The organism is Pseudalkalibacillus sp. A8, assembly GCF_045920555.1.
GTDB lineage: Bacteria > Bacillota > Bacilli > Bacillales > Fictibacillaceae > Pseudalkalibacillus.
This window is the reverse complement of the sequence record NZ_CP174509.1, coordinates 1,062,774-1,089,735: the sequence shown is the minus strand read 5'-3', so window position 1 is coordinate 1,089,735 and position 26,962 is coordinate 1,062,774. Positions and strand designations below refer to the sequence as shown.

Annotated in this window: 29 protein-coding genes and 2 pseudogenes; 5 read left to right on the top strand and 26 right to left on the bottom strand. The window is 42.1% G+C overall.

The window, feature by feature from the left end; translation table 11 throughout:
* Nucleotides 1-24 precede the first annotated feature (24 nt).
* The 5 genes from ACJROX_RS05695 to ACJROX_RS05675 all read right to left on the bottom strand — a co-directional run bounded on the left by ACJROX_RS05695 (nt 25) and on the right by ACJROX_RS05675 (nt 5,765).
* Entirely contained in the window at nt 25-663 is a 639-nt protein-coding gene (locus tag ACJROX_RS05695; protein ID WP_408009791.1) for a response regulator, read from the bottom strand.
* Nucleotides 638-2,497: a GAF domain-containing sensor histidine kinase gene (locus ACJROX_RS05690; RefSeq protein ID WP_408009790.1), complete on the bottom strand. Its 1,860-nt coding sequence runs from the start codon at nt 2,495-2,497 to the stop codon at nt 638-640. The genes ACJROX_RS05695 and ACJROX_RS05690 overlap by 26 nt, the downstream gene beginning before the upstream one ends.
* 429 nt (nt 2,498-2,926) lie before the next feature.
* Nucleotides 2,927-3,991: an SDR family oxidoreductase gene (locus ACJROX_RS05685; protein ID WP_408009789.1), complete on the bottom strand. Its 1,065-nt coding sequence runs from the start codon at nt 3,989-3,991 to the stop codon at nt 2,927-2,929.
* 25 nt (nt 3,992-4,016) lie between these two features.
* The gene (locus ACJROX_RS05680) at nt 4,017-4,808 is read right to left on the bottom strand and encodes an alpha/beta fold hydrolase (protein WP_408009788.1); all 792 of its coding nucleotides are present in this window, start codon (nt 4,806-4,808) and stop codon (nt 4,017-4,019) included.
* A 312-nt stretch (nt 4,809-5,120) separates the two neighbouring features.
* Entirely contained in the window at nt 5,121-5,765 is a 645-nt protein-coding gene (locus ACJROX_RS05675; protein WP_408009787.1) for a C40 family peptidase, read from the bottom strand.
* A 178-nt stretch (nt 5,766-5,943) separates the two neighbouring features.
* On the opposite strand from ACJROX_RS05675, the gene ACJROX_RS05670 reads away from it, so the two are divergent.
* Nucleotides 5,944-6,783 (top strand): SDR family oxidoreductase, encoded by an 840-nt coding sequence (locus tag ACJROX_RS05670; protein WP_408009786.1) that lies wholly within the window; start codon nt 5,944-5,946, stop codon nt 6,781-6,783.
* A gap of 17 nt (nt 6,784-6,800) precedes the next feature.
* Here ACJROX_RS05670 and ACJROX_RS05665 read toward each other — a convergent pair whose 3' ends face one another.
* From ACJROX_RS05665 to ACJROX_RS05630, 8 genes and pseudogenes are all read right to left on the bottom strand, one after another.
* Complete coding sequence (locus tag ACJROX_RS05665) at nt 6,801-7,355, bottom strand: DNA topology modulation protein (protein ID WP_408009785.1); 555 nt, start codon at nt 7,353-7,355, stop codon at nt 6,801-6,803.
* 329 nt (nt 7,356-7,684) lie between these two features.
* Complete coding sequence (locus tag ACJROX_RS05660; protein WP_408009784.1) at nt 7,685-8,896, bottom strand: M14 family zinc carboxypeptidase; 1,212 nt, start codon at nt 8,894-8,896, stop codon at nt 7,685-7,687.
* Between the two features lie 401 nt (nt 8,897-9,297).
* Nucleotides 9,298-9,874: pseudogene (locus tag ACJROX_RS05655) on the bottom strand (kinase).
* Nucleotides 9,875-9,915: 41 nt separating this feature from the next.
* Nucleotides 9,916-10,392 (bottom strand): GNAT family N-acetyltransferase, encoded by a 477-nt coding sequence (locus ACJROX_RS05650; protein ID WP_408009783.1) that lies wholly within the window; start codon nt 10,390-10,392, stop codon nt 9,916-9,918.
* A 53-nt stretch (nt 10,393-10,445) separates the two neighbouring features.
* Nucleotides 10,446-10,826, bottom strand: coding sequence for a VOC family protein (locus ACJROX_RS05645; protein WP_408011587.1), 381 nt, complete (start codon nt 10,824-10,826; stop codon nt 10,446-10,448).
* Nucleotides 10,827-10,862: 36 nt separating this feature from the next.
* Nucleotides 10,863-11,000 (bottom strand): VOC family protein, encoded by a 138-nt coding sequence (locus ACJROX_RS05640; protein WP_408009782.1) that lies wholly within the window; start codon nt 10,998-11,000, stop codon nt 10,863-10,865.
* Nucleotides 11,001-11,024: 24 nt separating this feature from the next.
* A complete protein-coding gene (locus ACJROX_RS05635; protein WP_408009781.1) occupies nt 11,025-11,234 on the bottom strand; it encodes a hypothetical protein in 210 nt (69 codons plus the stop codon).
* Nucleotides 11,235-11,322: 88 nt separating this feature from the next.
* Nucleotides 11,323-12,186, bottom strand: a complete 864-nt coding sequence (locus ACJROX_RS05630; protein ID WP_408009780.1) for a TVP38/TMEM64 family protein — start codon at nt 12,184-12,186, stop codon at nt 11,323-11,325.
* A 208-nt stretch (nt 12,187-12,394) separates the two neighbouring features.
* Here ACJROX_RS05630 and ACJROX_RS05625 point away from each other — a divergent pair, with 208 nt between their 5' ends.
* Both ACJROX_RS05625 and clpP read left to right on the top strand, forming a co-directional pair.
* Nucleotides 12,395-13,081 carry a sigma-70 family RNA polymerase sigma factor gene (locus tag ACJROX_RS05625; RefSeq protein ID WP_408009779.1) on the top strand — a complete coding sequence of 229 codons (687 nt, stop codon included), beginning with the start codon at nt 12,395-12,397 and terminating at the stop codon, nt 13,079-13,081.
* Between the two features lie 4 nt (nt 13,082-13,085).
* The gene (gene clpP, locus ACJROX_RS05620) at nt 13,086-13,694 is read left to right on the top strand and encodes an ATP-dependent Clp endopeptidase proteolytic subunit ClpP (protein WP_408011586.1); all 609 of its coding nucleotides are present in this window, start codon (nt 13,086-13,088) and stop codon (nt 13,692-13,694) included.
* A 44-nt stretch (nt 13,695-13,738) separates the two neighbouring features.
* Here the strand turns inward: clpP and ACJROX_RS05615 are convergent, their stop codons facing one another.
* From ACJROX_RS05615 to ACJROX_RS05570, 10 genes are all read right to left on the bottom strand, one after another.
* Nucleotides 13,739-13,891 (bottom strand): hypothetical protein, encoded by a 153-nt coding sequence (locus ACJROX_RS05615; RefSeq protein ID WP_408009778.1) that lies wholly within the window; start codon nt 13,889-13,891, stop codon nt 13,739-13,741.
* 208 nt (nt 13,892-14,099) lie between these two features.
* Nucleotides 14,100-14,510: an SRPBCC family protein gene (locus ACJROX_RS05610; protein ID WP_408009777.1), complete on the bottom strand. Its 411-nt coding sequence runs from the start codon at nt 14,508-14,510 to the stop codon at nt 14,100-14,102.
* A gap of 36 nt (nt 14,511-14,546) precedes the next feature.
* Nucleotides 14,547-15,374 (bottom strand): DUF3224 domain-containing protein, encoded by an 828-nt coding sequence (locus ACJROX_RS05605; RefSeq protein WP_408009776.1) that lies wholly within the window; start codon nt 15,372-15,374, stop codon nt 14,547-14,549.
* Nucleotides 15,375-15,928: 554 nt separating this feature from the next.
* Entirely contained in the window at nt 15,929-17,089 is a 1,161-nt protein-coding gene (locus ACJROX_RS05600; RefSeq protein WP_408009775.1) for an iron-containing alcohol dehydrogenase, read from the bottom strand.
* 108 nt (nt 17,090-17,197) lie between these two features.
* Complete coding sequence (locus tag ACJROX_RS05595) at nt 17,198-17,377, bottom strand: hypothetical protein (protein ID WP_408009774.1); 180 nt, start codon at nt 17,375-17,377, stop codon at nt 17,198-17,200.
* Between the two features lie 258 nt (nt 17,378-17,635).
* The gene (locus ACJROX_RS05590; RefSeq protein ID WP_408009773.1) at nt 17,636-17,836 is read right to left on the bottom strand and encodes a cold-shock protein; all 201 of its coding nucleotides are present in this window, start codon (nt 17,834-17,836) and stop codon (nt 17,636-17,638) included.
* Between the two features lie 192 nt (nt 17,837-18,028).
* On the bottom strand, nt 18,029-18,484 hold the full coding sequence (locus ACJROX_RS05585; protein ID WP_408009772.1) for a GNAT family N-acetyltransferase: 456 nt from the start codon (nt 18,482-18,484) through the stop codon (nt 18,029-18,031).
* Nucleotides 18,485-18,533: 49 nt separating this feature from the next.
* Nucleotides 18,534-19,409: an SMP-30/gluconolactonase/LRE family protein gene (locus ACJROX_RS05580; protein WP_408009771.1), complete on the bottom strand. Its 876-nt coding sequence runs from the start codon at nt 19,407-19,409 to the stop codon at nt 18,534-18,536.
* A 150-nt stretch (nt 19,410-19,559) separates the two neighbouring features.
* A complete protein-coding gene (locus ACJROX_RS05575) occupies nt 19,560-20,039 on the bottom strand; it encodes a hypothetical protein (protein WP_408009770.1) in 480 nt (159 codons plus the stop codon).
* A gap of 96 nt (nt 20,040-20,135) precedes the next feature.
* On the bottom strand, nt 20,136-20,498 hold the full coding sequence (locus ACJROX_RS05570; protein ID WP_408009769.1) for a hypothetical protein: 363 nt from the start codon (nt 20,496-20,498) through the stop codon (nt 20,136-20,138).
* Nucleotides 20,499-20,871: 373 nt separating this feature from the next.
* On the opposite strand from ACJROX_RS05570, the gene ACJROX_RS05565 reads away from it, so the two are divergent.
* Together ACJROX_RS05565 and ACJROX_RS05560 are read left to right on the top strand one after the other, a co-directional pair.
* Nucleotides 20,872-22,311, top strand: coding sequence for an FAD-dependent oxidoreductase (locus ACJROX_RS05565; RefSeq protein WP_408009768.1), 1,440 nt, complete (start codon nt 20,872-20,874; stop codon nt 22,309-22,311).
* Nucleotides 22,308-22,879 (top strand): annotated as a pseudogene (locus ACJROX_RS05560) (MFS transporter). The gene ACJROX_RS05565 and the pseudogene ACJROX_RS05560 overlap by 4 nt, the downstream one beginning before the upstream one ends.
* Nucleotides 22,880-23,127: 248 nt before the next feature.
* Here the strand turns inward: ACJROX_RS05560 and ACJROX_RS05555 are convergent.
* Genes ACJROX_RS05555 through ACJROX_RS05545 form a run of 3 tightly spaced genes read right to left on the bottom strand, consistent with a single transcriptional unit; the run spans nt 23,128 to nt 26,958 of the window.
* Nucleotides 23,128-23,919 carry an SDR family oxidoreductase gene (locus ACJROX_RS05555; RefSeq protein WP_408009767.1) on the bottom strand — a complete coding sequence of 264 codons (792 nt, stop codon included), beginning with the start codon at nt 23,917-23,919 and terminating at the stop codon, nt 23,128-23,130.
* A complete protein-coding gene (locus ACJROX_RS05550) occupies nt 23,897-24,805 on the bottom strand; it encodes a fumarylacetoacetate hydrolase family protein (RefSeq protein WP_408009766.1) in 909 nt (302 codons plus the stop codon). The genes ACJROX_RS05555 and ACJROX_RS05550 overlap by 23 nt, the downstream gene beginning before the upstream one ends.
* Nucleotides 24,806-24,819: 14 nt before the next feature.
* Complete coding sequence (locus tag ACJROX_RS05545; RefSeq protein WP_408009765.1) at nt 24,820-26,958, bottom strand: TRAP transporter permease; 2,139 nt, start codon at nt 26,956-26,958, stop codon at nt 24,820-24,822.
* Nucleotides 26,959-26,962 lie beyond the last annotated feature (4 nt).

The following is a 26,962-nucleotide window of genomic DNA, read 5'->3' as shown; positions in this document are numbered from 1 at the left end:
GAGAAGCCTATACTCGAAAACTGGTTATGGCAATGGCACGAGCTGGTTCTGGACGGCGTAGATGACGGCCTGTGAGCGGCTCTTCACGTTGATTTTCTTAAAAATCTTACTTACGTGGATTTTGACGGTTTTATCACTGATATACAGCCTTTCCCCGATCTCTTTGTTGCTCAGCCCGTCAACCAGACAGATCAGCACTTCTTTTTCACGTTCCGTCAATTCTGATTTGTCAGCTGGCTCATTCTTCTGGTTGTAGTAGCCGAGCAGTTTTTTCGTCAATGTAGGGTCGATCACAGATTCGCCTTTTGCTACGGTCCTGATCGCCTCGACAACTTGTACGGAAGGGGCATCCTTAAGCAAGTACCCATCGGCACCTTCACGGATCGCGGCCATGAAATACTCGTCCATGCTGTGCATCGTCAAAATCAATACCTTTACATTTGGATAATCCCTCTTCAGGATCGCAGTCAGCTCGACACCATTTTTATCGGGTAAATTGATATCCAGTAAAACGACGTCCGGCTTCAATCCTTTAAGGTTCTCCAACGCTTCGTTCCCATTAACTGCTTCACCGACTACTTTAATGTCATCTTCCATCTCGAAAATATTTTTCAGTCCATCCCTTAAAACAGCATGATCATCCACTAGCATGACGTTGATCATTTTCCATTCCTCCTTCGAACCCAAGTTTCGGGATCGTTAAATTGATCTCGGTTCCTTTTCCTTCTTTACTATCAATCTGTAAGACAGCACCGATTTTATCCGCTTGTTCGTTTATGCTCAGTATTCCGAAGTGCGGATCGTTCTTCGCCTTCACCATCGCATCAAGTAATGAAAAACCAATACCGTTGTCCGTAACCTTCAGCAGGACGTGTTCCTTCTGGTAACTGAGCAGCACGTTGACTTTGGTCGCCTCCGCATGCTTGATGATGTTCTGAAGACTCTCCTGGAAAATATCGAACATGACCTTCTCCACCATCGTACTCAGAAAGATCGGATTGCCCCTTTCTTCGTAGCTGATATCAAGCCCGGTTTCCTGTTTGATGACATCGATCCGCTTTAAAACCGCTTGCTTCAAGCCGACTCGTTCTGTTTCATATGGCCTCAATGCATATATCGATTGTCGGATCTCCGTTAAACTAAGCCGGAGCTTGTTAAGGCTATCTTTGACAAGATGATGGGATTCAGGTGGTTTCTGGTAGAATTTCCGATCGGCAGTTTCCAGTTTCATGACAGCACCAGCAAGTGATTGGGCAACGCCATCGTGTATATCCCGTGCAATCCGGTTCCGCTCTTCCAATACAGTCCGCTTCTCTTGTTCCACGATCAACATCCTCGTTTTTATGACGACTGCAAGCTGGTTTGCCAAGGTTGCGATCGATTGGACATCCTCGTTACGGAAGCTTTTGCTACGTGTTCTAGCTACCGCAAGCATCCCTAAGGAATTCCCTTCAAGGACAATCGGAGCGTAGACGAACGCTTTCATCGCTTTATTGAAGCAAGCTGGTGTGAGTCCAGGATCCTTTTTCCGGTCTTGGAAGACGAGTGCATCTTTTACCTCTTCAAATTGACGGACCTCCTCGTTGCATTCTCCTTTTCCTTTTACTACCTGCCCATGTTGAAAACGGACTTTCCATTGTCCATCTTCTTTCACCCATAGAATGGTTGCATCAGCTTCCACAAACTCATTCAAGCTCGATCTGATCGACTCCATCCATTCTTTAGATGGCAGCAGACGGTTCAATTCGGTCGAGATGTTGAACAGTGCATTCAGTCGGTTTCTTTCGGACTGAATTCTTACAATAAAAGAGCTCAGTAAGGCCAGACCGACAAGTGGAGAGAAAAAGAAGAAATAGGAATATACATCGACGATGCCTCGATTCTGATTTCCTAGAATAAGCATGACCGCGATATAACTGATCGAGATGAGCGCACTGATCAATTCAGAGTTGAACTTCTTTAACCACAAGCGGACCGGGTATACTTGCGGTCTGATCAATAAAACAAGGTCGACAAGGATATTGTTGATGACAAAATAAAAGATGGTGATCATCAACATAGACAGCATTGTATACGGTACGAATGCTTCCCCCGGATTAAGTAATCCATGTATGGATTGGGATAAATAAATGGCTCCTATAAAACTTAATATCAACTGTGAAGGATTGAAAAACAAAATCCTCAAAGGTCGTCTTTGGACAATATTGACCGTCAAGACGATGAGTCCAAATACAATTACGACTGTGGGCAAGCCATAAATCAGATACAATGTAAATACTAAAGGAAAACTTAATGAGCTATGTCCTTTCCACACAGCCATCGGAAAGAATTCGGTTATAAAAAGGAAGGTCACGAATAACAGCAAGACGATCAGGTTATCAGGAAGTACAGCCATGTAGATTGCAATGCTAACTGAAATCCACCCTAAAATGGATATGGACGACAAGAATAAATTCGCTAGTGTTTCTTTTTTCTGAAGATGTGATTTATTGCCCATCCCATCCCTCCCTGCTTATTTATAATTTTCTGTCATTTTTCATTTTACCTTGAAACTATTAAACAATAAAGAATAACCACTTTTTAACAACTTTCATACCTGTCTGCGCTTAAGCAGAACATGAAAAATACCCGGAACTAGTAAAATGGTTTCCCACTAACCAATTCCGGGTCCGATCCCATCAATATGGGATTGGTTATCACATTATCTCAAATCCCCTATTCGTTACCAATTCATCCAAGGTTATAATTCTTGTAGTACATTTGGTATAGGCAAGGATTAATAGGAATGAGCTGTTTCAAGTAGAGATATGCGTGGAACATTTTATCAAGCCCTACGCTTGCTGACCACAAAGGGTCATTTTTATCTCAAAAAGCTGCCGAAGGCTGTTCTCCGAGCTATGAAGCCTCATGGAATTTAGTTCCTGAACTACGCCGGCACAGCTTTGGTCTCGAAATAGGCATTGATTATCATCCGAATCGTTTCTTCTGATAGATTAAGATGTTCAATGTCAGAACCTGCAATCAACCGTTTTGTATTTTCATCGTCAAAAATGACCGAACTCTTCAAATAGGCTGCAAACACTTCAATCATTCCGTTAAGCCGCAGTTCTTCCGAGCTCAAATCCTGCAAAGCACTATTCTCGACGATTGATAGATTATTAATCTCTAATGCCTGCTGGATCCAGGTTAAAATGGCCAGGTTCGTCGGCGGGTCTGGATTGGTGATGTTATATACCTTCTCATTCTCAGCCCTGGATAAAGCGTGGCTTAGAATATCCACAACATAGTCGACTGGGACGAAGTTTGACGTACCTTTTATTGCACCGACTATCCTGTAAACTTGACCAGTGCGTCCTGTTCTTATCGTCCTCTTTTTAAAGATTTCCAGCGCTCGCATGAAACCGTACAACGTGAAAGCAGAATCCGCTTCCCCAGTCTTTGAATCTCCAACAATGATGGCCGGTCTGAATATCGAAATATCCATATGATCACGGTACGAGTTTACAAGGTGCTCCGATTGGACTTTACTTTCCTCATATGGGTTGTTGTAATCTTCACTTGGATCATATAATGCTTCGATTCCTACATTTCTTTTGCCGACTGTGTAGGCTGTACTAACATAGAAAAACTTCTTGGCACCCATTTTTACAGCAAGATTGAGAATGTTCCTTGTGCCGTCATAGTTTATCTCAAACAATTCTTGTCTTAAATCCTCTTCAAACTTTACGAGAGCGGCCAGATGATAGACAATATCAATTTTTCCGTACAATTTCTTCTTATCATTTTCCCGTAAACCACAATCAAGAGAGGTGATATCACCGTGTACGAGATGGATCCTTTTTCTTTGTTTCCTCGTAAAAGCCGAAATGATTTTTTCCGCTTTTTTTTCATTTCGAAACAATAGGTAAAGGTGATGATCCGTGTCTTCAATCAAGTTTTGAATCAGCTTACCACCCAAAAAACCTGTCGAGCCTGTTAAAAATATGTTCAAGAAAACTCACTCCTAAATTAATGCCTTACAAAGATGCGGCCTTATCCATGTTCTTGTCTAGAAAATCCAATGATAACTCGTTGAATTCTTTCGGTTTCTCAATATTGCACACGTGCCCGCAATGGTCGATGATAGTAAGCTTGGCATTCAGATCACCCTCAATATCCTGACGTAAAAGATTGATGAAAAAGTAATCTTCCTCTCCGGATATATAGAGCTTCGGTATATCTCTCGCAATCTGCTGGACGAATTGATACGAGTGTGCAATTTTATCGTAAAGATAGAAATAGGCCAACAGATTTTTCCGAGTCATCTTTTTCGCCTCATTTATGAAAACCAGACGAGACTGCTTGTGATTTTTGTGTGGCATGAGAATCTTAGCGAAAAGCGTATACAGCCACATATGTGGAATGAAGCCTTTGACAATTCTCCCTAGGATGATTAAAAGTTTTGATGTAAAATTAAAGCGCGTGATCGCTCCTGCTAAAACGGAACTGCTGATTCTTTTCGGATTCTTCTTCATCAGATGATGGATGATGATCGCTCCTAACGAAATCCCTACAAAATGCGCCTTTTTGATATGTAGATGGTCCATCACTTTAAAAATCTCCCGTGCAATGAGATCGAACGTCAATTCATCATCATATTCATGGACATCGGATGATCCGCCGTGTCCAGGCAGGTGGATTGCTACCACATTATAGCGTTTTCGATAGTCCTTAAGCTGTTTATAAAAGATATTGGAGTTCCCGCCGATACCGTGGATCAACACCACATACTCCGCTCCCGAATTCTTAAAAAGTTTGTATTCCAGCAATAAACCTAACCCCTTCTGTTTTCTGCATATTCATCCATTATAATCTAATCTGCTCTATTATTGTTAAAGTTCAAAGAATTATCAAAACTACCATTACATCCATGTTTTTACAAGTAATAATCCCATTGTAAAAATGCTTTTCCGCGGGCGATCCGCAAACCTCCTCGTTCCTCGCTGCGGGGGCTCGCTTTTCCCGCAGGGGTGTCGCGAATTTCGCTAAAAAGCAATTTACTGATAGAGAGCAACATAAACCATTAACAACGCCTTTAAAAAAGGATGACCCCTTTCAAAGGATCATCCTTTCTGCCAATTTTAACGATATCTTTTTGCTCCTATGTACCTGTCACTCCAATAAGAGCCATTAAGGTCGCTTGTTGTTACGCCTTTGGATGAGGAAGCATGCATGAATTCACCGTCTCCGATATATACACCAGCATGATCAGGTCCATCACCCTCCAATTCAAAAAATACGATATCTCCTATTGCCGGAGAGCTGACTTCTTTTCCATCCTCATAAATATGGGCAACGGTACGGTCAAGCTCGACTCCTACACCTTCCTCAAAGATGTATTGCAAATAACCGCTGCAGTCAAAACCGTCAGGTGATTCCCCGCCCCATTCATAAGGTGTGCCCTCATATTTTTTTGCAGTTTTCACAATTGCTTCTTTGCTGAAAACACCTAATGCTTTGTATGTTTCTTTTCCTGTTACGCCGTCTACTGTAATTCCTTTGTCACTTTGGAACTCTTTCACGGCTTGTGTCGTATAGTCACCGTAATAATCCGTTGTTTTACTGTAAGTGAAGTACCCTTTTTTCTCTAACGTTTCCTGGAGTTCTTGTACGTCTGAATGCTGCATATCAGGTTTTAATGTCTGGTCCCCAAGTGCTGCATGCCCTACTATTGGATTGAAGGCTATAACACCTGCTAGTGCTAATCCCGCTGCTAATTTTTTCAAACTAACATCTCCTTGTGTCTAGATTCGTTCCTGTCCCATAGTAACAGGTGAAGATGACACAGGGATTTTAATTCAATTACAACCGAATAACAATTTAGTTAAAGGCGTTTATCCCCAAATCCGAAAGGTAATATTGTATACTTATACCAAATCACGGAATCCAGATTGGAGAAAAAATATGAGACAAAAAACAGCTATTGTCACGGGTACTTCAAGCGGTTTTGGCATGCTGTGTGCTGTCGAACTAGCAAGGGGGGGATTCAAGGTCATAAGCACCATGAGAAATTTGGATAAAGCAGAACCACTCTTAAAATTAGCACAGGACAACCAAGTGTCAGACTTGATCCACTTACATAAGCTAGATGTCACCTCTGCTCTGTCTGTTCGAAACTTTAAAGATTCGCTTTCAGAGTTTGAGGGTGTTGATGTACTTGTGAACAATGCAGGTTTTGCTGCTGCCGGATTTTGCGAAGAATTGTCTGTGGAGGATTATCGGCTACAGTTTGAAACCAACTTTTTCGGGTTGATCGATGTAACGCAAACAGTACTTCCGATCATGCGGGAGAATCGCAGTGGGCGTATCATCAATATCAGCAGTACCAGCGGAAGGTTCGGATTCCCGGGCTTATCCCCATACACGGCATCAAAGCACGCACTCGAAGGGTTCTGTGAAAGCCTCCGCCTGGAAGTAAAACCATTCGGTATTGATGTTGTCCTAGTCGAACCGGGCTCCTATAAGACGAATATTTGGTCAACTGTCGACAGCATGACACTTGACCCGAGGTCTCCCTATTTTCCTTACATGGAAGCGATTCTGGACAACCTCAAGGATGAAAAAGACACACATGGGAACCCATTAGATGTCGCCAAGCTTATAGCCCGCCTCGCAACTCAAAGAAAATCACCGAAGCTGCGTTACCCAATCGGTAATGGAGTGAAAATGAACATGATTCTTAAGACAATTTTGCCGTGGAAGACATTGGAGAGAGTCATATTGAAGAAAATTATCAAAAAATAGAATGGTAGGGTGATGATTCAGTCCTGGTTATGAGTTGTACTGATCTCTTCTTGCATCTTCTTCTCCTGATGAGCCAGTTCAAGGAATAATTCCACATCCTTATTCCTCTTGAGGATGATCACTCGTTTTTCACCCTCGAATTGTTCTAGTCTTTTAAGAAGTTGGGGGCGGCGTGCTTTGCTGAAATTCCATACGTACTTGAGGAATTCAGGATCGAGTTTTTCAGGACATCCTTCACCCATATCACTTCTCGTCTTGTTATGGTGGATGATTCTTCTTTTTATGACGCGGTAAAAACAGGTAAGCCGTGGCATGTCCAGAAATACGATCGTGTCGGCAGCTTGAAGCCTGACATCCATCGTTGTCCCGTAATTCCCGTCAAATATCCAGCTATCCTTCTTCACCAGCTTTTCTTGTTTGCTCTGAAGCTCTTCCCTTGGTGTCTCAACCCAGCCGGGTTTCCAATTCAGACGGTCCAAATGGATGACTTCTATTCCGAGGATTTCTCCTAGTGATTTAGACAACGTCGATTTTCCAGCACCGCCACAACCAACAATCGCAATCCGTTTCAATGGTTCAACCTCCTCTTTTTCTTACACCTCACACACGTTGATGGAATTTAATGTTAATATATTAGTAGTTCCACTGCAATAAAATATTTTATTTGTACATGGGTGGTGAATCTATGGGATGGTTTTTCGGTTTTCTTGGTAGTTTGCTTGTGTTTGCAGGAATTATTGATTGGAGACGCAAGAAAACAAAAATACTGATCAGCATTCTATGAACCCAAATGCAAAACCAGGTAAGAGCTCAAATTATATGATGGGTGATAACCGATATTCAGGCGGTGGTGACAATTGACATATTTATGCAAGAAAAAAGCCGGGAAACCCGGCCATTCTTAAAATCCATAGTTTTGATCACGATCCGTTAAAGGAATATCATCATACTCATCGGCATCGATTTCGTACACATCACCGGATGACACACCATTGATAATGCCATAAAGACCAGTTTCAACGGCCTTCACTAACTGTCCTCTCTTTTTCTGCCCGAAGCTCTGGGTTTGCCCGGTCACTTCAAACAGTACAGATCCGCTTCCATTCAAGGCGAAAGATCCGAGAGCAGTTCCTGGAAGATCAAGACCTTGTGGATAAAGTGAAATATTTCCGAAAGGTGAATTCCCCATTTGCTGAAGAGCATCATACGCAGCCACATTCAATTGCTTAGCAAACTCTCCGTCATATTGATCAGCGTATTCACTGTATTTAGCTCCCTCGGGGCTGTCTGGATCTGGGATGAATTGTCCTGAAATGGAGAGGGTCACTGGTTCTCCGCTTCCTTCAATATTATATACACCTTGATGATGAAGGTCGACGAACACATCGACTTTTCCATATTGTGCTTTCAGGTTTTTATATACATCCCGTACGGTTTGAGATTCAGGTGTGATATACCAGCCTGGTAAAGATGAGTTACCGGGAAAATCCTCTGCTTGAGGGGTATAATCGAGGTCTGGGTTAAAATCACGATTGACATCGAATCCTGGGTTGGAAGCGTAGTCCCAATATTGATTTTGGTATGTGTAGTAATTCCATGAAGGTTCTGCCCCGCTTAATTGAGGAAATGCTTCAACGACTTCATCCCACGACATTTCATTCCCTCTGCGGTCGAGTTCTGTTGCGTCAGGATTGACCATCGGCATGGCTACGATTGTAACTTCCTCTCTTATCTTTTTCGCTTCCGGAGAGTTGTTGGATCCCAGGTATTGAAGAATATTCAACAAAGCTGCCGTACCTGTTTTTTCGTTCCCGTGTATTTCACTTTGTAGTAATAGTATTTTATCTCCAGTACCTACCGTGGCTGTATAAATTTCTCGTCCTTGATTCGAATAGCCGGCAACTTCGACATCCACTTGTCCATTGCTGGATTTCTCTATCTGCTCAAGCCTCTGACTCAATTCATCATGGCTGATGAATCCTGAAATGGCATAGTTTTGGTTTTCCGGAGTACCAGGTCCTTTACTTTGGGCATCCGCTTGGACAGGGCTGAGCAATCCTGCAGACAATACGAGTGAACTGAATACTAGAGCGAACTTATTCTTCTTTAGCATAGAATCCCTCCTGAAATATTTTTATATTTTTACTTTCTTTTTCAAATTTCGATCTCCTTTTTATTGTCGAAAAACACAACATTTGTCATATAAGAGTGAAATAACCAGGACATTTGGGACGAGTCAATAAGTCATGTGTTTGGCGTTAAAAACATAACTTGTCCTATGAACCTCTTATACGGACACTTAACCCCATTTTTCATGTCCTACTTGTCCTATGGACCCCTCATACGGACATTTAATCCGATTTTTTATGTCTGACTTGTCCTATGGACCCCTCATAACCTGAATGCCTGTCCATTCCTACTATTCAGTTTGAATCATTAGCCGATAAAAAAGGCTGAAGCATTTCCGCTTCAGCCTTCTTTATTCATTAAACGGCACGGTTGAGTAGAAAATTCTTAACTATCAATCACAACATCCGCCTTTTCAACCGGAGAGACTGTTTTTATATAGAACTCTTCGGCCTTCCAATATCTGTTTTTGAACTTTCTTAACTGTCTTTGTGAGGCTGCACTTTCGCGGTGAAATCGTTTATTTCTTGGACAATTCAAATAAGCTACAAAATCAAAGTATTCTTTCCATTCTTTCCTTTGCAGAAAAACCCCCTCGATAATGACTAGACCATTTTTGGGAAGATTATCGAATAGGTTCTGTGAAGATCCCTTTCGTCATCATAGAAAGGCAATTTCAACTCACCTGAACGTTTGATTTTTTCGAATTTTCTTTTAACCACTCTACATCCCATTAGAGATGGTAATATTCATACCATTCTTCCTTACCTGTATCATATCGCTTTTTCCGTTCAACGATATGGTCATCGATATGGATGATCTGACGGGGCATCCTCTTCCTTTTTAAACTCTGGCAAAGTCCCTTTACAAAGGTTGTTTTACCTGACCGGCTTAAACCATCAATTCCGATTACATATCGACCATTAGGATGATCAGGAATTTTTTCCAACAAATCACCTATCATATTTTACAATTCACCAACTTCGGAAATGCTTTCAGTCTGCCTTATAAAGTCTTCACTGATAAAAGGTCATCACGAATAGGTATTCCATTTGCAGCAGTCAGAGGGATTTCAGGTTTGATTCTCCTGGATTTTTCTACTGCATTCGGGAATACCTGAGTGAGTTGATATCCTCGTTTTTGATAAAATTTCAATGCCCGAAGATTATCATTCGTTGTGATGAGCTTGATCTTTTTACAATCCTTTGTTTTGAGATGCCTTTCAGTTTCTCGGATCAACGTACTTCCAATCCCCTTATTTTCTTGGATGCTGTCCAGTGAGATAATTTCACATTCATCCTTTTCTATGATGTAGGTAAGCAATCCGATGATTTCACCGTTACCGTCCAGGATTGTAAAACCGTCTAGTGTGTCACAATCATAAGTACCAGTTGAAAGGACCATTCGTGGACTCCCCCATTGTTTTAGGAAGAAGTCTTCTATTTTCTGTTTGTTTAATGCTTGTGTTGAAACAATCTCCATAACCAAATCCCCACTTATATCCAGGAGTCTGAAACTTGAATGCTTTGTGCCGTTTATGTAATCTGATATCTCTCTTTGAACTCGGGACTCAGCTCACTCCACACATCGAATTTGTTTCCATCTAAGTCATAGAAGACGAAATTGTTCCCGGCATGTCCTCGGTCTTCAATCTCCCCGACTCTTATGTCCTGTTTGATGAATTCTTGTTGAAGGCTTTTGAGAGCAGTGAATCCGTTCACTTCGAAAGTTACGGAAAACCGCTCATTCCCGTCCGCATCTAGAAAATTCGCAGTTTGATCTTTGTCTGATTTAACAAGGAAAAAGCTCTGATTTGCAAGATTGATGATTGCTTTATTCTGATCGATGTAATTTGTTTCTGCGCCTAATTTCTGTTCATACCATTCAGCCGATCTCGCTACATTACTTACAGGGATATATGTGGTACCTACGCGTAATAGTTTATCGTATTTTCAAGCCCCTTTCTCACTGTTGGCCAAGTCTTCGAACAAACCGATAAGATTTCCATCTGGGTCTTCAAACGTCAACCAAGCTGCCGGGACACCTTCTCGAGTATTGACCTCTTCAATTTCGATGCCTAACTTTTCCATAAGCCGTTTTTTTCTTCTTTAATGTTAGCTACACCAATTCGAATAGGGCCGTTGCCCACACGATGGAATACCTTTTGCAACCTGTACCCAAGTATCAGGAATCAACTCCCATTCAGCAAAATCTTCATGTGGTATGAAATTCGGTTTGCGATTGAACAAGGCCTCATACCACTGCATTCCTTTCTCAAAATCCATTACCCTGATTTGAAATGTTACTACTGTCAAATTTACCATACCTTTATACCCCTTTAGATTCATTTCACTTTTATAAGTTCAATAATTTCCTTATATTCCCTTCCCTTTTGCTGAAAAAATTCATAGATCAATTAGCTTTTTGATGGTTTCCCGTTTTTTTATATCTTTTGAAAAGCAAGGACATTACGTAGAGGAAGGCTACGCTTACCATACATACAAATACCAATTGTGGGCCAGTGAGGGGTAGCAACTGGGCAAGATGAACAGAATAAGCTAAGAGTGTAGAGGTTAAAAACTTTGCGATAGAAGCTATTATGAAGAACTTTCTGAAGGTCACAGCTCCGATTCCGGCACCCACACAAATAATTTCATCCGGCAGAATCGGAATGATGAACAAAAAGATTAAAATTGCTGTTTCATTTTTTCCGACATAAACTTTGTATTTGTTTAAATGTTTTTCTTTTACCAGTTTAGATATGAGCTTCTGTCCACCGTACCGAGCGATGAAAAACATCGAGATGATGCCTGAGACCGTACCAAGGAAACCTAAAATTGACGCCGAAAGAGGACCAAAAACAGCACTCCCAGCCCCAATGGTTACGGCTTCTGGAATTGGAAGGATAATCGGTTGGGCTAAGCAGATCAAGAAGAATATCAACTTGGCTGAGGGTTCATATGCCCTAAGCACATTTTCAATTCCATAGGCGTCTGTCAAGGCTACAAATTTTGTAAAGTAATAAATGAGGAGTAGAATCAATACTAAAGAACATATGTAGAGCAATGCAACTTTGGTAACCTTCAACAACTGCCATTTTCTAGATAGTACAAATAAGACATCAAGCAGCAGAAGTACACACACCAAAATGACAAGACTCCATTTATATGCAGGCATCATCGTTGGCATGGTGCTGGATAGCAGGTAAACGATCAAACTGCACAATGACAGATGCAAGATGATTTCTGAAGGCAATTTATATTTTTGTTCTATCAACTGGCTTCTCTCCCTCGTAAATATAAACTGAAATAATTGGTGTATTAAGTATAGGGCATTCTTAGCAGATCGAATATGAACTTCAAATGTATTCTTGTCTCAGCCCTCAGATGTAGATGAAAATCTCTAAAATAATATTTAAACACCCATATCTTTTTTCCTCTTTTATTCGTTATAAGGGTAGAGAGGAGCTAAAGGAGTGAAGAAAATGTACGCCAGGCCTGGCATTCATGTACAAAATGATAAGGTAAAAACAATAGAGATTGAAGAATTGTATTCTAAGCTGAAGCGTTATTGCCACTTCCTTTCCCAAAACAAATGGGATGGAGATGATCTTGCCCAGGAAACGATGTTCAAAGCGATGGAGCGTTATGGAGACAGAACCGAGTTGAATGGTCCTTTGTTAAAAAAGATGGCCCATAATTTATGGATCGACCAACTCAGGAAACGCAATCGAGAAGTGATCGGGTCCATGCCTGAAGAAATTGACAGGGACACGAACAATTTTGACGATCTTGTAGAACAACTCGTCTCGGAGCTGACACCGAAACAGTCCGTCATTTATACTTTGAAGGAAGCGTTCCGTTATCAAATTTCCGAGATTGCTGAAATTTTCGGGATGACGGAAACAGCTGTCAAAGCAGTTTTGAATCGAGCAAGAAAAAGGCTCGCTAAAATTGCATCTGACGGTAATGACGATTCAATTCCTGTAATAGGGCATATGTCCGAGGAAGATGATGGTGAGTTGACGAGGACACTGATTCAAGCGATCCGTTCAGAAGATCCTTCTGTCCTCATCAAGCTTATACCGACATTCTTCCCGATCGAAACGCAACCGAAGTTGAAGCTTATGAACTTCTCCTCTCCTTCAAGCTCCCTCTCGATGGCAGCTTAAAAAGCTGTATACGAAGGAGGAAAAAAGAATGGCAACTATTCCTTATGTCATTGAACAATCGAACCATGGTGAGCGTTCGTATGATATATATTCTAGATTATTGAAAGACCGGATCATCATGGTAAGTGATGAAATAAATGATCATATGGCAAACAGCATCGTCGCACAATTGTTATTTTTAGCGGCCGATGATCCAGATAAGGATATTTCTCTCTATATCAACAGTCCTGGAGGATCGACCTCTGCCGGATTTGCGATTTTCGATACGATGCAATACATCAAGCCTGATATCAGTACCATCTGTACGGGGATGGCGGCATCATTCGGCGCTATGCTGTTGCTAGCGGGGACCAAAGGAAAAAGGTATGCACTCCCGAACAGTGAAATCATGATTCATCAACCTTTAGGAGGAGCGCGCGGCCAAGCGACAGAAATTGAGATCTCCGCGAAAAGGATTTTGAAGCTTCGGGAACATCTCAATCACATCATCGCAGAACGAACCGGCAAACCCATTGAAAAAGTGGCATCCGATACCGATCGCGATTATTTCTTAAGTGCTCAAGAAGCTAAAGATTATGGGATTATTGATGAGATCATCCAATCAAAGACATGATTGAATAAACGGCAGTCATTCGACTGCCGTTTTTCATCTGGAAATCATTTCTTTTTTTGTGCCATGTCATATGCGATTCCCAGGGCTACTCCTATCCCTATTCCAAGCGCAATGTTATCGAACATTAGACCGAATACCACGCCAAGGCTGGTGCCGATAGCCAACCCGTTATTCGACTTCAAAGCTTTTTTAGACAAAAAAGACCCTCCTTCATATTTATTTGGAACGGAAACTTCAAAAGTCTGCTGTTTTTCCGTCCGAGAGGGTCCAAACTGATAAGTGCACCACTCTTTAAACTAACTGCCCCAGAATAATTGCTCCAGTTTCAAAATAATAGCGCTACTTCAATGATATTGCACTGCTTCCAGTTTTATTGCACCAATTCCAAGGTCGGTTGCACAGGAATCAGTCATATTCTCTCGAAGTATCTTCAAGCAGTCGTTTCAATGCTTCAAGGTCTTGCTGGACTTGAGACATGTCTTGGTTGAACTGCTCTTCTGACATCATCGGCTGCTGAAAAGCGGTGAATATCACTTCACAGCCTGTACCGTTCGGGATCACCCGCATCGGTACCATGATAGATTCGTCTGGAGAAGGTGTGACAAAGTGATCTAGGATGCCGAATTCATTTTGATCCACAAACCGGATGTTCATCGGTCCGTCCCCAGCCTCAGCGATCCACTGGTCATTCACCTTTTTCACTGATTCGAAAAACGACCACTGGGGAAGATTTTCAGGGTTGGAAATGAAAGCATATGCTTTATTGGCACTGCAATCGATTGAAATGGATAGCGTTCTTGCATTCGATAAAGCCACTTTGTCACATCCTTTATCATCATTTTTTCAACACCATTATAGAACCTTATCTGTCTCTTGTAATCCTGCTGATTTCAGTGCTTTCTCGAGATCATCGAACCTGGAAATAAAGGCTATTTTTCCATTCCTCACTTTTATGACGGAAGCGACATTCGCCTCTCCGGGAGTCCTTCCTTCTTGTCCTTTCCAGCTCGCAAGTTGTTCATAAACAAGAGAACCCTTTCTTCCGTAAATGGACAGGGTTTCAAGTGTTAGACCGGTTCGTTCCAACCATTCCACTAACAGGACTTTTCCATAACCGGAGCCTCTAGGACCTGAGATTTCAATTGTTGGAGATGTTATATCCAATAAGGCATCGACATCTTGCGCATTACACGCGTCAATCCATTTATCAGCAATATAGATCTCCTCTTCGATAAATTTATCTTCCTCTTCTTCCTTTTCTCTTAGGAAGGTGGCCATTTCTTCATCAAATGAATATTTAAAGGTAATCGAAAATGCATCCGAATCACTTGACTCTACATTGATCACACCATCGATTCCTTTCAAATCCCCTGTTCCTGATTGGGGAATCACTTTTTGTGTAGATGTCAAAACGCCATCTTCAAAAGTACCATCATGCTCTAAAACAAAGCTGCCGATCCGGTTTCCAATACTGCCAGTAAATCGCTCGAGCCCATATACGGTTGCTGATGTTTCTGTAAAATAACATTTCAACTCTTCCAGTATACCTTCGCCCTGCAGATCCCCTTCGTAACTCATTTCAAAATGACCTTTCGTCAGCTTAGGTCCGCCCTTCATGTCACTATATGGGATTTCACTTCCCCGTTTTATTTTTATGATTGATGTTGCTTGTCCATCCATAGCCAAAAACCTCCCCTATGATATTAAAAAAATAATTCAGTACGACGAATTCACAAAATGATAAGAGGCAGATCTATTCTCTGCTTTTTCGCCTCCTTATAGTAATTCGGAGAGAGTAAAAGCATTTCGGCATAACTATGGTAATTTTTTTAAAAAGGCTCTGTTATTCTTAATTGTTGGCGAAATTCACTCCCTTTCCGCGGGCGATCCGCAAGCCTCCTCGCTAGAAGATGGATGTTCTGGCTTCGACGTTCACCACAAGACCACGGACTTATATTCCACCCTTGTAGTTTTGCGCCGAGTAACCGCAGGCGCAAGACGTGGTGGTATTTAGTCGAAGATCCTTTTAAAGCGTGGGGTATCACCTGGCTCGCTTTTCCCGCAGGAGTGTCGCGAATTTCGCTAAAGAAATGTTCTATCAAAATCAACATAAAAATTTAACAAAGCCTTTAAAAAATCGTCGCTGTATTTGCTTATTCGATTTCTGAGAGGATTTTCCTTTAGGTATTGAAAAAAAGAACATCATCATTTTATGATGACGTCCCATTTTCTGCTTAATTGCTATAGGCTTTTCGGAAGAGCTGAAGGTAATCTTCTTTGGTGATTTCCCTTGCATTACTTGGTGTCGAGCCATTGTTATAGGCTGACTCTGATAAGTATTCAAAATCGTCTTCACTAACCTCTGGAAGTGACGAGAAAGTTGGAATCGAGATATCTGCAGCCAGCTGCTTCATTTCATCCACTAAAAGGTTTGCTGCTGATTGGTCAGGATCGGTCTCTTTCGCGATGCCGATCGTCCTTGCAATGGTCGCATGCTTATGGATATCTGCCTGTGCATTGTATTCAACGATGTATGGGAGGAACATGGAATTCGCTACTCCATGGGGGGTATCGTATAAACCTCCGATTGCTTCAGCCATGCAATGGACAGAGGCAACATCCGCATGTGAAAAAGCCATCCCTGCAATCGTGGAGCCGATCATCATATTGTAACGTGCCTCTTGATCCTCCCCAACTTTTACTGCCCGTCTCAAATAAGGATAGATATGCTTCATTGCTTGTAAGGCTAACCCATCAGCAATTGGATTCGATAGTTTGCATGTATACGCCTCGATAGCATGGACAAGAGCATCCATTCCGGTTGATGCCGTCAAGTGCGGAGGTAAATTATACGTGAGTTCAGGGTCGACAATCGCTAATACTGGTGCAATCTGGACTGACTTGATAGTGAACTTTATTCTTTTAGCAGTATCGGTTATTACCGAAGAACGTGTCACTTCAGCCCCCGTCCCTGCCGTCGTCGGAATGACGATCAGCGGCGTCACTCCTTCAGGGACGTTATCCCGGCCTGCATAATCCTGAAGACGGCCACCATGGACTTGAAGGATCGCAATCGCTTTCGCAGAATCGATAACAGAGCCTCCACCTAATGCTACAATTGCATCTGCCTCGAATTCGCGAGCTGCTTCCCCGCCAACAATACAATCAGTATCTCTTGGATTCGGTTTCACCTGATTGAAGACTTTAGTTTCATAACCTTCTGTTTTTAGAGTTTCTTTCAACTTTCCTACGAAACCTGCCTGTTCGATTCCTGAATCAGTGACGATGAATATCCTTGTACCCTCTAGAGACTCCTTAAGATATGTACCTGTTTTGGCTAACACCCCATTACCAGCCTCTATTTTGGTTGGCAAATTGAACTCGACTAATTTCATTCGATGTCCTCCCATTCTATTTGTCTCTTTATAATAATCGAAAATTCAATCTATTTACATTAAAGTGCTTGTAATATAAAAAAAGCCAGCAAATGTGCTGACTGCAGGTTACTTATCGACTTTCTCGAATTCCTCTTCAAAGTAAAATGTACTCGGGTGTTCATCGACGATATAAGAGTATCTCTTCATATTTTTCACATATTGCCATTTTTTGATGGTTACGGACTCACCAGTCTTTCGGATTTTTACAATATCACCAGTGTTGAATAGATTGTTTGAACGTTTCAAAAGGTCACTCCCCTTCTAGTCCATTATACCATATAGGGTTACAGCTTTATCTTATTGCCTTTTCCCTTAATTCCTTGTTGATTTGTAACAGGATTTTAATATTTTTTCCTGAACTGAAGAAAATATATGTTATAATTCACTTAAACCATTTTAATTTTTCTTGAAATATATTGGACTGGCATATATATGTGTGTCAGTCCCCTTTTTATGTACTAAAAAACAGATCCTGTAGAGGATCTGTTTTGAGTTCATTGTCAGTTAGACTTTTTGTACGTTTGAAGCTTGAGGTCCGCGTTGTCCTTCTTCAACTTCAAAAGTAACTTCTTGACCTTCGTCTAAAGATTTGAATCCTTCTGCTTGGATAGCTGAAAAGTGAACGAATACGTCGTCTGCACCTTCACGCTCGATGAATCCAAAACCTTTTTCTGCATTAAACCATTTTACTTTACCATGTTCCATTTTTGTTGCCTCCTAGTGCTCTTTGCACACATTGTTTTTCATATTCTTGCTCAGAACTAGACGTAAAGTTTTCACTTTTAACTATCCTATAGATCGAACAAAAATAAATGTTTTTAATGATAGCAGTTTGTGCTTAAATAAGCAAGTTCTTTAACATATACCAAATAATTTGTAATGTTTGTAACCTTTCCGCTATGAAACCACATATTTCAACAAAGGTAGACTCCGATCCGCGAAAACTGTCGATGGAGTCTCGCCAATTACAACTGCCCCCATCTTTTCATAAAATCCTTTTGCATTCGGGTCGCTGTCGATCGTAAATCTACTTATGCCCAATTCCTTAGCCCTGGTTACAACATGAGACCACAGTATCTTCCCATACCCTCTCCCTATGATCTCTGGATTGAGGTACATGAAATCCAGAGCAGCCTGTCCATTTTTAATCACAAATGCAAAGAAACCGAGCGTTGTCCTATCTTCTTCCATAACGAAAACATGGTTTTTAAGAATATACTTTTCATCGATCGTTAGTGCATCACGACAGGCTAAAATGAACTCTTCAGAATAATCCCACTGCGCTTTTGACAATAATGCAAGATCACTTAGAAGTTGTGATTCTTCAGGTTTCGCCCTTCTGATCGCTGCCATAGGACCTGGCTCCTTTCATTTTTTGATAAAGGGTATTTTTAGATATGGCTTAACCTCCGAATTTCGGAGAAGGGATTCCTTTCACTTCGTCAAAGGTGACTTTAAACAAGCCCCCGGCATTTGGATAGGTTTCTAGCTCATCTTTATCCATCCCTTTTCGAGCAGTCGTGATAAACAACTCATTCAAATCCTTCCCTCCAAAGGTACAGCTGGTCACATTACGTGCAGGTACAGCAATTTCTTGTATCTGATCACCAGTCATTGGATTCCACCGGGACACTTTTGAACCTCCCCAGTGAGCAATCCAAAGCATGCCTTCAGTATCGATCGTCATTCCATCAGGTTTCCCTTCTTCTTCTGGAACCAAGATGACGTCCTGGGGATTCTGAATGTCACCTGTAGATGGTTCATACTCATAGCGGACGACCTTTTGTGTTGGTGTGTCGATATAATAAAAGTATTCACTGTCTAGAGACCAGGCTAGTCCATTCGAGTTACTTACATTATCGATTTTCTTAGTGACTTTCATGTCTATGTCCAAACAATAAAGAGCTGCATTTCCATCACGATTTTCGTCAATCGTTCCCGCCCAGAACCTGCCAGCAGGGTCGCATTTCCCATCATTGAAACGATTACCAGGGAGATGTGGTTCTGGATCATGTATTTGTTTGAGCTCATCCGTTTCCAGATTGATAGTATGGAAACCTTTATCAAGTGCGGCAATAGCACCTCCGGATTTTCTTTGTACAACCGCTCCAGGCATTTGCTCCAATGGGATTTTACGGTTCATTTTAGCATCCGGGTCATAGATGAATATCTGGCTTTCTACAATATCGACCCAGTATAGCAGTTGATTTTCATGGTCCCAAGACGGTCCTTCACCTAGAGTTGCTTTTGCATCTACCACGAGTTCAACTTCAGTCAAGGCTCATCCTCCTTCATTACGTGTCATTTTAACCAATGCGTTGTTTGGTGTATACCCGTCCTTTTCTTTATCTAAAAGGTCAACATTCCTTACCCGAAACACATCCTCCATTTCTTTAAAAACAGACCTCATTGTTTAAGGTCTCTGAAATTAAACACTTTCGACAAGTTTCTTTCTCTCGGTTTGGATCTCTTCAAGCTCGCGCCTTTTCTGCGTTACTTGTCCCTTAAGATCTGACAGAATGGCATTTATTTGCCCGTGATGAGCTTTTGTTTGATCGAGTGATTCTTCTATCCTTCCTTGTACCATCCAGTCCGAGATCAACCCATCAAAGAAAAAGTCGGCGAATTTCAACAAACCAGGAATATTCACCTGAATATCTGCCTCTCCCTCGATATCTGATAGTTCTTTTTGAAATTGGCGCATCCTGCTTTGGGCTTGATGGATGTATTCTGTAGCCCGGTCGATATGGTTATGTTTTATCGCACCTGAAATCGTACCTCCACCCAGCAGGTCAAATGTTCCCCATCCTTTCGCTTTCTCGAGGAATTCGACGGCATTTCCAAGGGATTGATCAACTAGATTACCGGCACTGATCGCTTCATTCAATTCATTGAGAAAAGCGCTCATATCCCCTTCCAGTTCTGTCAGTTTATCTAATTGGATGGATGCAGGAGAATTATTCCCGAGTATGTACCTTTCTTTCCTATGAAGAATGTCGGTATATTATTTTCCAACATTTCCCAATGATTTTATTTTTTTATTCAGTTCATCGATCGTTTCGTCTACTTCATCCTTTGATTGTATCGCTTCTTCCAATTTCAATTGGACTGTGGCTACTTCTTGTTTTTCCTTGTCTAACTGTTCTTCCTTCGTCCCTTTTAACGTTAATAACCACCTGGTCACACTAAATCCTTCCAGCTTTTCTACATCTGACTGTTCAGATGACAGTTTTTCCTTCAGATCGCTGATCATAAGCTTGATATCTGTCAATTCTTTTTTATAGTCCATCAATTGCTTTTCCCATTTCTGTTTCTTTCTGAGATTTCCTTTGATCAAGATGAGTTGTTCGTTAAGATCTTTGACCATCCAAATCCCCCCTAATATTCTTACTACTAAGTACGGGTTTTGCTGGAAAAAGTTTCACGGGTCGCTTGTTGTTTTTTACAAATTGAAAATATACTCGCTTTCCGCGGGCAATCTGCAAGCCTCCTCAGCTCATTCCTCGCTTACGTGGTCTCGCTTAGCTTGCTTTCCCGCAGGAGTCTCGCATATTTCCATTTCTATAGTCTTTCATTTCATTTCATCTCCTTATCAGTATTCAATTGGCACCAAACTTTTAGAAAACAGCTTATTGAATCCTCATGAAAAACTTTTTCCATTTCCTACTTGTAATCATCTCTAAAAAGTGTAAAATTACACTAAATATAATTATTTACTCTATTGTTGGGGTGGGGTCCATATGAAAAGATTATTCGTGTTAGTCATTGGTGTCGCTCTTTATATTTCGCTTTTTACGTTCTCTGTTCATAAGCCATCTTCAGTGGTTTCAGATGACTATATGACAGATGTCGGAAAACTGATGCCGGTCAAGATTAGAAAGGTGGTAAAAGAAACAGAACTTTCAAGTATCCAGGAAGTCATTGATGAAGCTAACCAAGAGAATTTAAAGGTCTCGATTGCTGGAAAGCGTCATAGCATGGGCGGCCATACATATTATCATGATTCGGTTGTGCTTGAGATGACAGGCTACAACAAAATCCTTGATTTCGATAAAGAAAAAAAGACGATCACTGTCCAGAGCGGGGCAACCTGGGTCGATATACAGCAGTTTATAAACAAACATGGTCTTGCCATTCAAGTGATGCAATCACAGAACATTTTTACTGTTGGCGGTTCGATCAGTGTCAATGCACACGGCCGGGACATCAGGAAAGGCTCGCTCAACAGTACGGTCAACTCTTTTCGGCTCCTTACAGCTGATGGAGAAATCCTCACCGTCAGCCGGGAACAGAATAGTGAGCTTTTCTTTCTCGCTCTTGGCGGTTATGGATTGTTCGGTGTGATTTTGGATGTAGAGCTCCAATTGATGGATGACGAACTGTATGAAATGAATACTGAAATGCTTGATTACACCGAATACCGCGATTATTTCCGGGAGAAGGTCTTAGACAATCAAAATGCTAAAATGCATCTTGCCCGTCTTTCGAATGCTCCTGATTCGTTCTTGACCGAAATGTATGTAACGAACTATCAACTTGTCTCTGAAAAAGGAGCCCTTCAAGAGCATGATGATCTTAGCAAAGAACATATGACTAGAGTATCGAAATTCGCATTAGGGATGGCCCGTGATTTTGATTGGGCAAAGGATGTTTTTTGGAACCTTCAGAAGCAATATTTTTTACAAACCAATGGAGACTTGATTTCACGGAATAATGTGATGCGCAGTGAATCGAAGTTTCTTGAATACGAAGCTGAAAACGACAACGATGTACTTCAGGAGTATTTCGTTCCAGTAGATTCGTTTGCAGATTACATCGATGACTTGCGTGACGTGTTGACGAAAGAAGAGCTTAATCTGTTGAACATCACTGTCCGGTACGTCAATCACGATGAAGGACCCGTCCTCTCATATTCAGATGAGAAAATGTTCGCACTTGTCTTGCTCATCAACCAGGGCTTGTCTGAAAAAGAACAGAAAAAAACCGAAGGGGTAGTACGGAAAATGATCGATGTAACATTAGCTCATGGAGGAAGCTATTACTTGCCGTATATGCCTTACCCAACAAAGGATCAGATGAAGCGAGCCTATCCAAGATCTGAAGAGTTTTTTGAGAAGAAGAAACAATACGATCCGTCTGAGCGGTTCACCAACTTTTTTTACGAGGAGTATAAACAATGAATGAAGCGGGATTGAAAGGATTGATCATTTCACAGAGCAGCGTGTTCTTTGCAAGCAGTCTTATTTTCCCGTTCTATATTCTGTTCATTAAAAATGTCGGCTCAAGCTTTGCGCAATTCGGTTTATCTTACGGGCTTTTCGGTTTAAGCTCAGCCATCCTCCACCCTGTCATCGGCCGATTGTCTTCGCGGATCGATCATCGGTTGTTTTTACTCGTAAATGCATGGGGGATGGCTGGCGTACTTTTGTTTTTCCCGTATGTATCAAGTATCGGACAGGTATATGCAATCCAACTTTTGCTCGGTATGTTCGGCGCACTTCAAAAGCACGGTGAGAAAATCATGATTGCTGAATTTACGGATGGGGCTGAGCGTGGTGTAAAAATCGGAAACTATCACTTCTGGACATCGTCTTTTCAGCTGTTGCGATCATTGCCGGTGGCTATCTTGCAGATTACTTAACCATCAATTTTATCTTTTATATGAGTTCAGCACTCTATTTCGGGAGCGGCCTCGTCGTAATGGGGATGAGCAACCGGAACAGAATCCTAATAAAGGTAAAAAGCTGAAAAATTGGAGATTGTCGTTTTAAAGATAATTTCTTAGAATTAATGGTAATTTCTGATTTTTAAAGATAAATTCAGATTTTTAAAGAAAATTTTCATTTCTTAAAGATAGACCCACTGTTTTTAAAGATGCGGAGCTTACAGCCTAGTCGGACACTAATCTGAAGGAAAACTCACCTGGAACGAGTTTTCCTTTTCTATTAAATAAAAAAAGGAAGACAATTTTCGAAAATTGTCCTCCACTTTTTGTTTTACAATGCTTTGACCATACCACCGTCGACAAGGAATGATTGTCCTGTCACGTAGGTGTTGGCTCCTGATCCTAGGAAAACAACCATTCTTGCGAATTCCTCAGGCGTTCCGTAGCGTTGAAGTGGTATTGTCTTTTCCGTGTTTTTAACGTGTTCTTCAAAGGACACCCCGAGCTGCCCTGCACGGATTTCATCCAATTCAGCGACCCGGTCCGTATCAATTCGCCCAGGGCCGACGGTGTTTACGAGAATCTGGTGCTCAGCAAGCTCCTGGGAAAGGCTTTTGGCGAGACCGACAATCCCTGCCCGGAATGTGTTTGATAAGATCAAGTTATCAAGCGGTTGTTTGATGGAAGATGAGGCAAAATTGATGATGCGCCCGCTTTGTTGCTTTTGCATATGCGGAAGGGCCTCACGGATCAGACGGATGAAGCTCAACAAGTTGAGCTCAAACGATTTTTGCCAGTCTTCATCCCGCATGTTCTCAAAACGTCCTGCAGGTGGACCGCCTGCATTGTTGATCAACACATCCACTGTTCCGTTCTTTTCCACCGCAGTGTTCACAAGATTTTTAATCTGACCATAATCCGTGATGTCGCAGATGACATAATCGACATTTTCATTCCGTGTCTCCTGGTAGATTTCCTCTTTCGCTTGTTCAAGCTGTTCCTCATTACGACTAGCAATTAGGACTTTTGCGCCTTCTCTGGCAAATTCCATAGCTGTAGCTTTACCTAATCCTTTGCTACCAGCTGTCACGATGACGCTTTTATTTTTCAATTGTAAGTCCATGTTCTGATTCTTCCTTTCTTCCCTTTAGGTCCTTGACTTGGTTGATGAGGGGACGGAATCCTTCAATGTGGCATTCGACCACATCTCCATCCCGGATCACGACCGCACCAGGTGTCCCTGTTGAAATGATATCGCCTGGAAGCAGTGTCATCACTTTTGAATGGAAGCTCACTAGATAATGTGGGTTGAAGGTCATGTTTTGTACTTTATTTTTACGATGGAGTTTGCCATTAATCATAGTAGAGACTTCCAAATTCGCTAAATCCTCAATTTCGTCGGGTGTCACGACCTCCGGTCCGAAACTGAAAAAAGTGTCGAAGCTTTTCGATCGTGTCAAATACCTTGGATTGACTTGTAAAATATCTTCTGCCGTCATATCGATGATCGTCGTGTAACCAGCAATATAAGACTCCGCTTCCTCTTCCGAAACATCCTTGCACATTTTACCGATAATGACACCTAACTCCGCTTCCGCTGTTGTTCTCTCGGATTGATGAGGGATGTTGATCGTCTCCTCTGGTCCGATGATCGTCGTATCAGGTTTCATAAAACTTGCTGGTTCTGTAGAGGGGGCTTTTTCATGAAGGTCTGAAGCGTGCTCGACATAGTTGAGACCGATTCCCCATATTTTTCGAGGATGGCGGTAGAGAGGGCCGAATGGAACGCTCTCTACCGGATGTCCAAGGTCATTTTTCAGCCGTTGCAAATCAACTGAATCCCACCAGCTTCGCAAGGTACTGAATGTTTCTGGCTGGATCAATTCATATAATGTTTCCGGATGATCAAGGTTCAAGTAACGATTGATTTCTGATAGTACGATTACTTTACCGTCCACAATAACGGCAGCACTCTCTTTATCCCCTACCTTGATTGTTGCCAAACGCATTTTTACACCTCCGGTTATTTTGCTGAAAGCGACGTTTCAGACGAAGTTGATTTTTTCACATAAGCCGTTACGATGAGAAGTACCAACACCCCTAAACCGATCAAATCTGTAAACAATCCTGGATAAATCAAGAGCAACGCTCCAATACATGAAATGATACGCAACGATGCCGGCACTCGTTCATTGATGTAACCTTCTACCGTAACCGATAACAGGAAAACACCTAATAAGGAAGTAACGACAATGAGTAAGACAGTTGTGAAGGTTGCATCAAGCATGAGCATTTCCGGTGAAAACACAAACATGAACGGGACGATGAAGCCTGCAATAGCAAGGACCATCGCTTGTACACCTGTCTTGTTCGGATTCCCACCGCTGATACCTGCTCCCGCAAAGGCGGCGAGCGCGACAGGCGGTGTGATGTTAGCAAAAATACCGAAATAGAAAACAAACATATGTGCAACAAATACTGCATTCGCTGTACTACCGGTGAGTTCCTGGAAAAGCGGCAATTGTAAAAGGATCGGTGCCGCCATCGTACTTGTGATGATATAGGTCGGAATACTCGGCAATCCCATTCCTAAGATGATGGAAGTGATCATCGTCAATACAAGCGTGATAAGAAGTTGGATGAGCGGGCTATTGACAGCTGCACCAATACTTACGATGCTGTTCGCAATTTCAAGGGCAACCCCTGTAAGAGAAGCGATACCGACGACAATACCTACCGCCCCACAAGCGAGTGCCACGGGAATCGTCGTCCTTGCCCCGTTTTCAAGTGCTTCTGCACAATCCTTAATGTCCACTTCTTCCGCTTCAATTTTTAAAAATTTACGCCAGATATTGATTGCAGCGGGAATTGCAATGATAAGAACGAGTTCCCACCAGTCGCTGCGCAATGAACCGCCCGTCAATGCAGGTCCGAAGATCAATCCGAGCGAAACAGCTGACATGACCGCTAGCATCCGGGATGAGCCTGCGATGACGACAGTTGCAATAATCGACCAGAAGGCGGCGAAGAATGGTGTTTTTCCTGAGAAAAGCAGGTACAAAAGGATGAACATCGGGATCAATAGATGCCCCCGTTCCACCATGACTTCCTTCAACCGCGGGAGTTCTGCTTTCGGAATGCCTTTCAATCCCCGTTTCGAAGCCCGGAAATGGACTTGCAGAAGAATCCCGATGTAATAGAGTAACGCTGGGATGATTCCAGCTAGGATGACCTTCGTGTAAGGAATGTTGAGGTTTTCAGCCATGATGAAGGCTGCTGCTCCCATAATCGGCGGTAAAATTTGACCTCCGACACTGGCTGCTGCTTCAACAGCGCCAGCAAACTCTCTTTTATATCCGATCTTCTTCATTAACGGGATGGTGAAGGTACCTGTCGTAACGACGTTGGCAATTGCTGAACCGTTGATCGAGCCGAGGAACCCGCTGGCAAGGACAGCCACTTTTGCTGGTCCGCCTTTCGTATGGCCTGCAACAGCTAATGCAAGATCGTTGAATAATTGACCCATCCCAGACTTCCCGAGAAATGCACCGAATAAAATGAAAAGTATGATATAAGAAGCCGAAACGCCAATCGCCGTCCCTAAAACCCCTTCAGTTATATAAACGAGTTGCGCGATGATCTGTTTCGAGACACTCAGAACGACCGGACTTGTCAATTCCGGATAAATCGATAGCTTTACATAGAATCCATATGCGAGGAATCCGATGCCTAAAATGACGAGACCCCATCCAGTCACACGGCGTGTCAGCTCCAGCAACAGAATGATCGCCAATATACCAACATAAAAATCCGTGTCATTGATCCGGCCTCCAGTTTGGATGATCCGCTCTGCCGTCATGAGCATATAGATCCCGACAAACATGGAGAGCCCAGCTGTAACGTAGTCAATAATCGGAACGGTTCCTTTCCCTTTCTTCTTCAAGATCGGATATATGAGGAATCCGATTGTCATCAATGTATATAGATGGATGCTCCGCTGCTTTACGTCTACAAGAGCCCCAGCATATGACGTGTATAAATGGAAAATGGATAAGGTAACGGCTGCAATTGTAATGAACCATAATACCGGTTTTGCTACAGAGGTCCTGATGTTGCTTTCCCGGTCGTATTTTTCGACCACATCTTTCATTTCTTCTGCCATGATC

Bases quoted from the DNA above. Each gene is read 5' to 3' on its own strand.
- ACJROX_RS05695 (WP_408009791.1), bottom strand. From the start codon at position 663: ATGATCAACGTCATGCTAGTGGATGATCATGCTGTTTTAAGGGATGGA.
- ACJROX_RS05690 (WP_408009790.1), bottom strand. From the start codon at position 2,497: ATGGGCAATAAATCACATCTTCAGAAAAAAGAAACACTAGCGAATTTA.
- ACJROX_RS05670 (WP_408009786.1), top strand. From the start codon at position 5,944: ATGAGACAAAAAACAGCTATTGTCACGGGTACTTCAAGCGGTTTTGGC.
- ACJROX_RS05660 (WP_408009784.1), bottom strand. From the start codon at position 8,896: ATGCTAAAGAAGAATAAGTTCGCTCTAGTATTCAGTTCACTCGTATTG.
- ACJROX_RS05650 (WP_408009783.1), bottom strand. From the start codon at position 10,392: ATGGAGATTGTTTCAACACAAGCATTAAACAAACAGAAAATAGAAGAC.
- ACJROX_RS05640 (WP_408009782.1), bottom strand. From the start codon at position 11,000: ATGGAAAAGTTAGGCATCGAAATTGAAGAGGTCAATACTCGAGAAGGT.
- ACJROX_RS05635 (WP_408009781.1), bottom strand. From the start codon at position 11,234: ATGGTAAATTTGACAGTAGTAACATTTCAAATCAGGGTAATGGATTTT.
- ACJROX_RS05625 (WP_408009779.1), top strand. From the start codon at position 12,395: ATGTACGCCAGGCCTGGCATTCATGTACAAAATGATAAGGTAAAAACA.
- ACJROX_RS05605 (WP_408009776.1), bottom strand. From the start codon at position 15,374: ATGGATGGACAAGCAACATCAATCATAAAAATAAAACGGGGAAGTGAA.
- ACJROX_RS05600 (WP_408009775.1), bottom strand. From the start codon at position 17,089: ATGAAATTAGTCGAGTTCAATTTGCCAACCAAAATAGAGGCTGGTAAT.
- ACJROX_RS05590 (WP_408009773.1), bottom strand. From the start codon at position 17,836: ATGGAACATGGTAAAGTAAAATGGTTTAATGCAGAAAAAGGTTTTGGA.
- ACJROX_RS05585 (WP_408009772.1), bottom strand. From the start codon at position 18,484: ATGGCAGCGATCAGAAGGGCGAAACCTGAAGAATCACAACTTCTAAGT.
- ACJROX_RS05575 (WP_408009770.1), bottom strand. From the start codon at position 20,039: ATGAGCGCTTTTCTCAATGAATTGAATGAAGCGATCAGTGCCGGTAAT.
- ACJROX_RS05570 (WP_408009769.1), bottom strand. From the start codon at position 20,498: ATGGTCAAAGATCTTAACGAACAACTCATCTTGATCAAAGGAAATCTC.
- ACJROX_RS05565 (WP_408009768.1), top strand. From the start codon at position 20,872: ATGAAAAGATTATTCGTGTTAGTCATTGGTGTCGCTCTTTATATTTCG.
- ACJROX_RS05555 (WP_408009767.1), bottom strand. From the start codon at position 23,919: ATGGACTTACAATTGAAAAATAAAAGCGTCATCGTGACAGCTGGTAGC.
- ACJROX_RS05550 (WP_408009766.1), bottom strand. From the start codon at position 24,805: ATGCGTTTGGCAACAATCAAGGTAGGGGATAAAGAGAGTGCTGCCGTT.
- ACJROX_RS05545 (WP_408009765.1), bottom strand. From the start codon at position 26,958: ATGGCAGAAGAAATGAAAGATGTGGTCGAAAAATACGACCGGGAAAGC.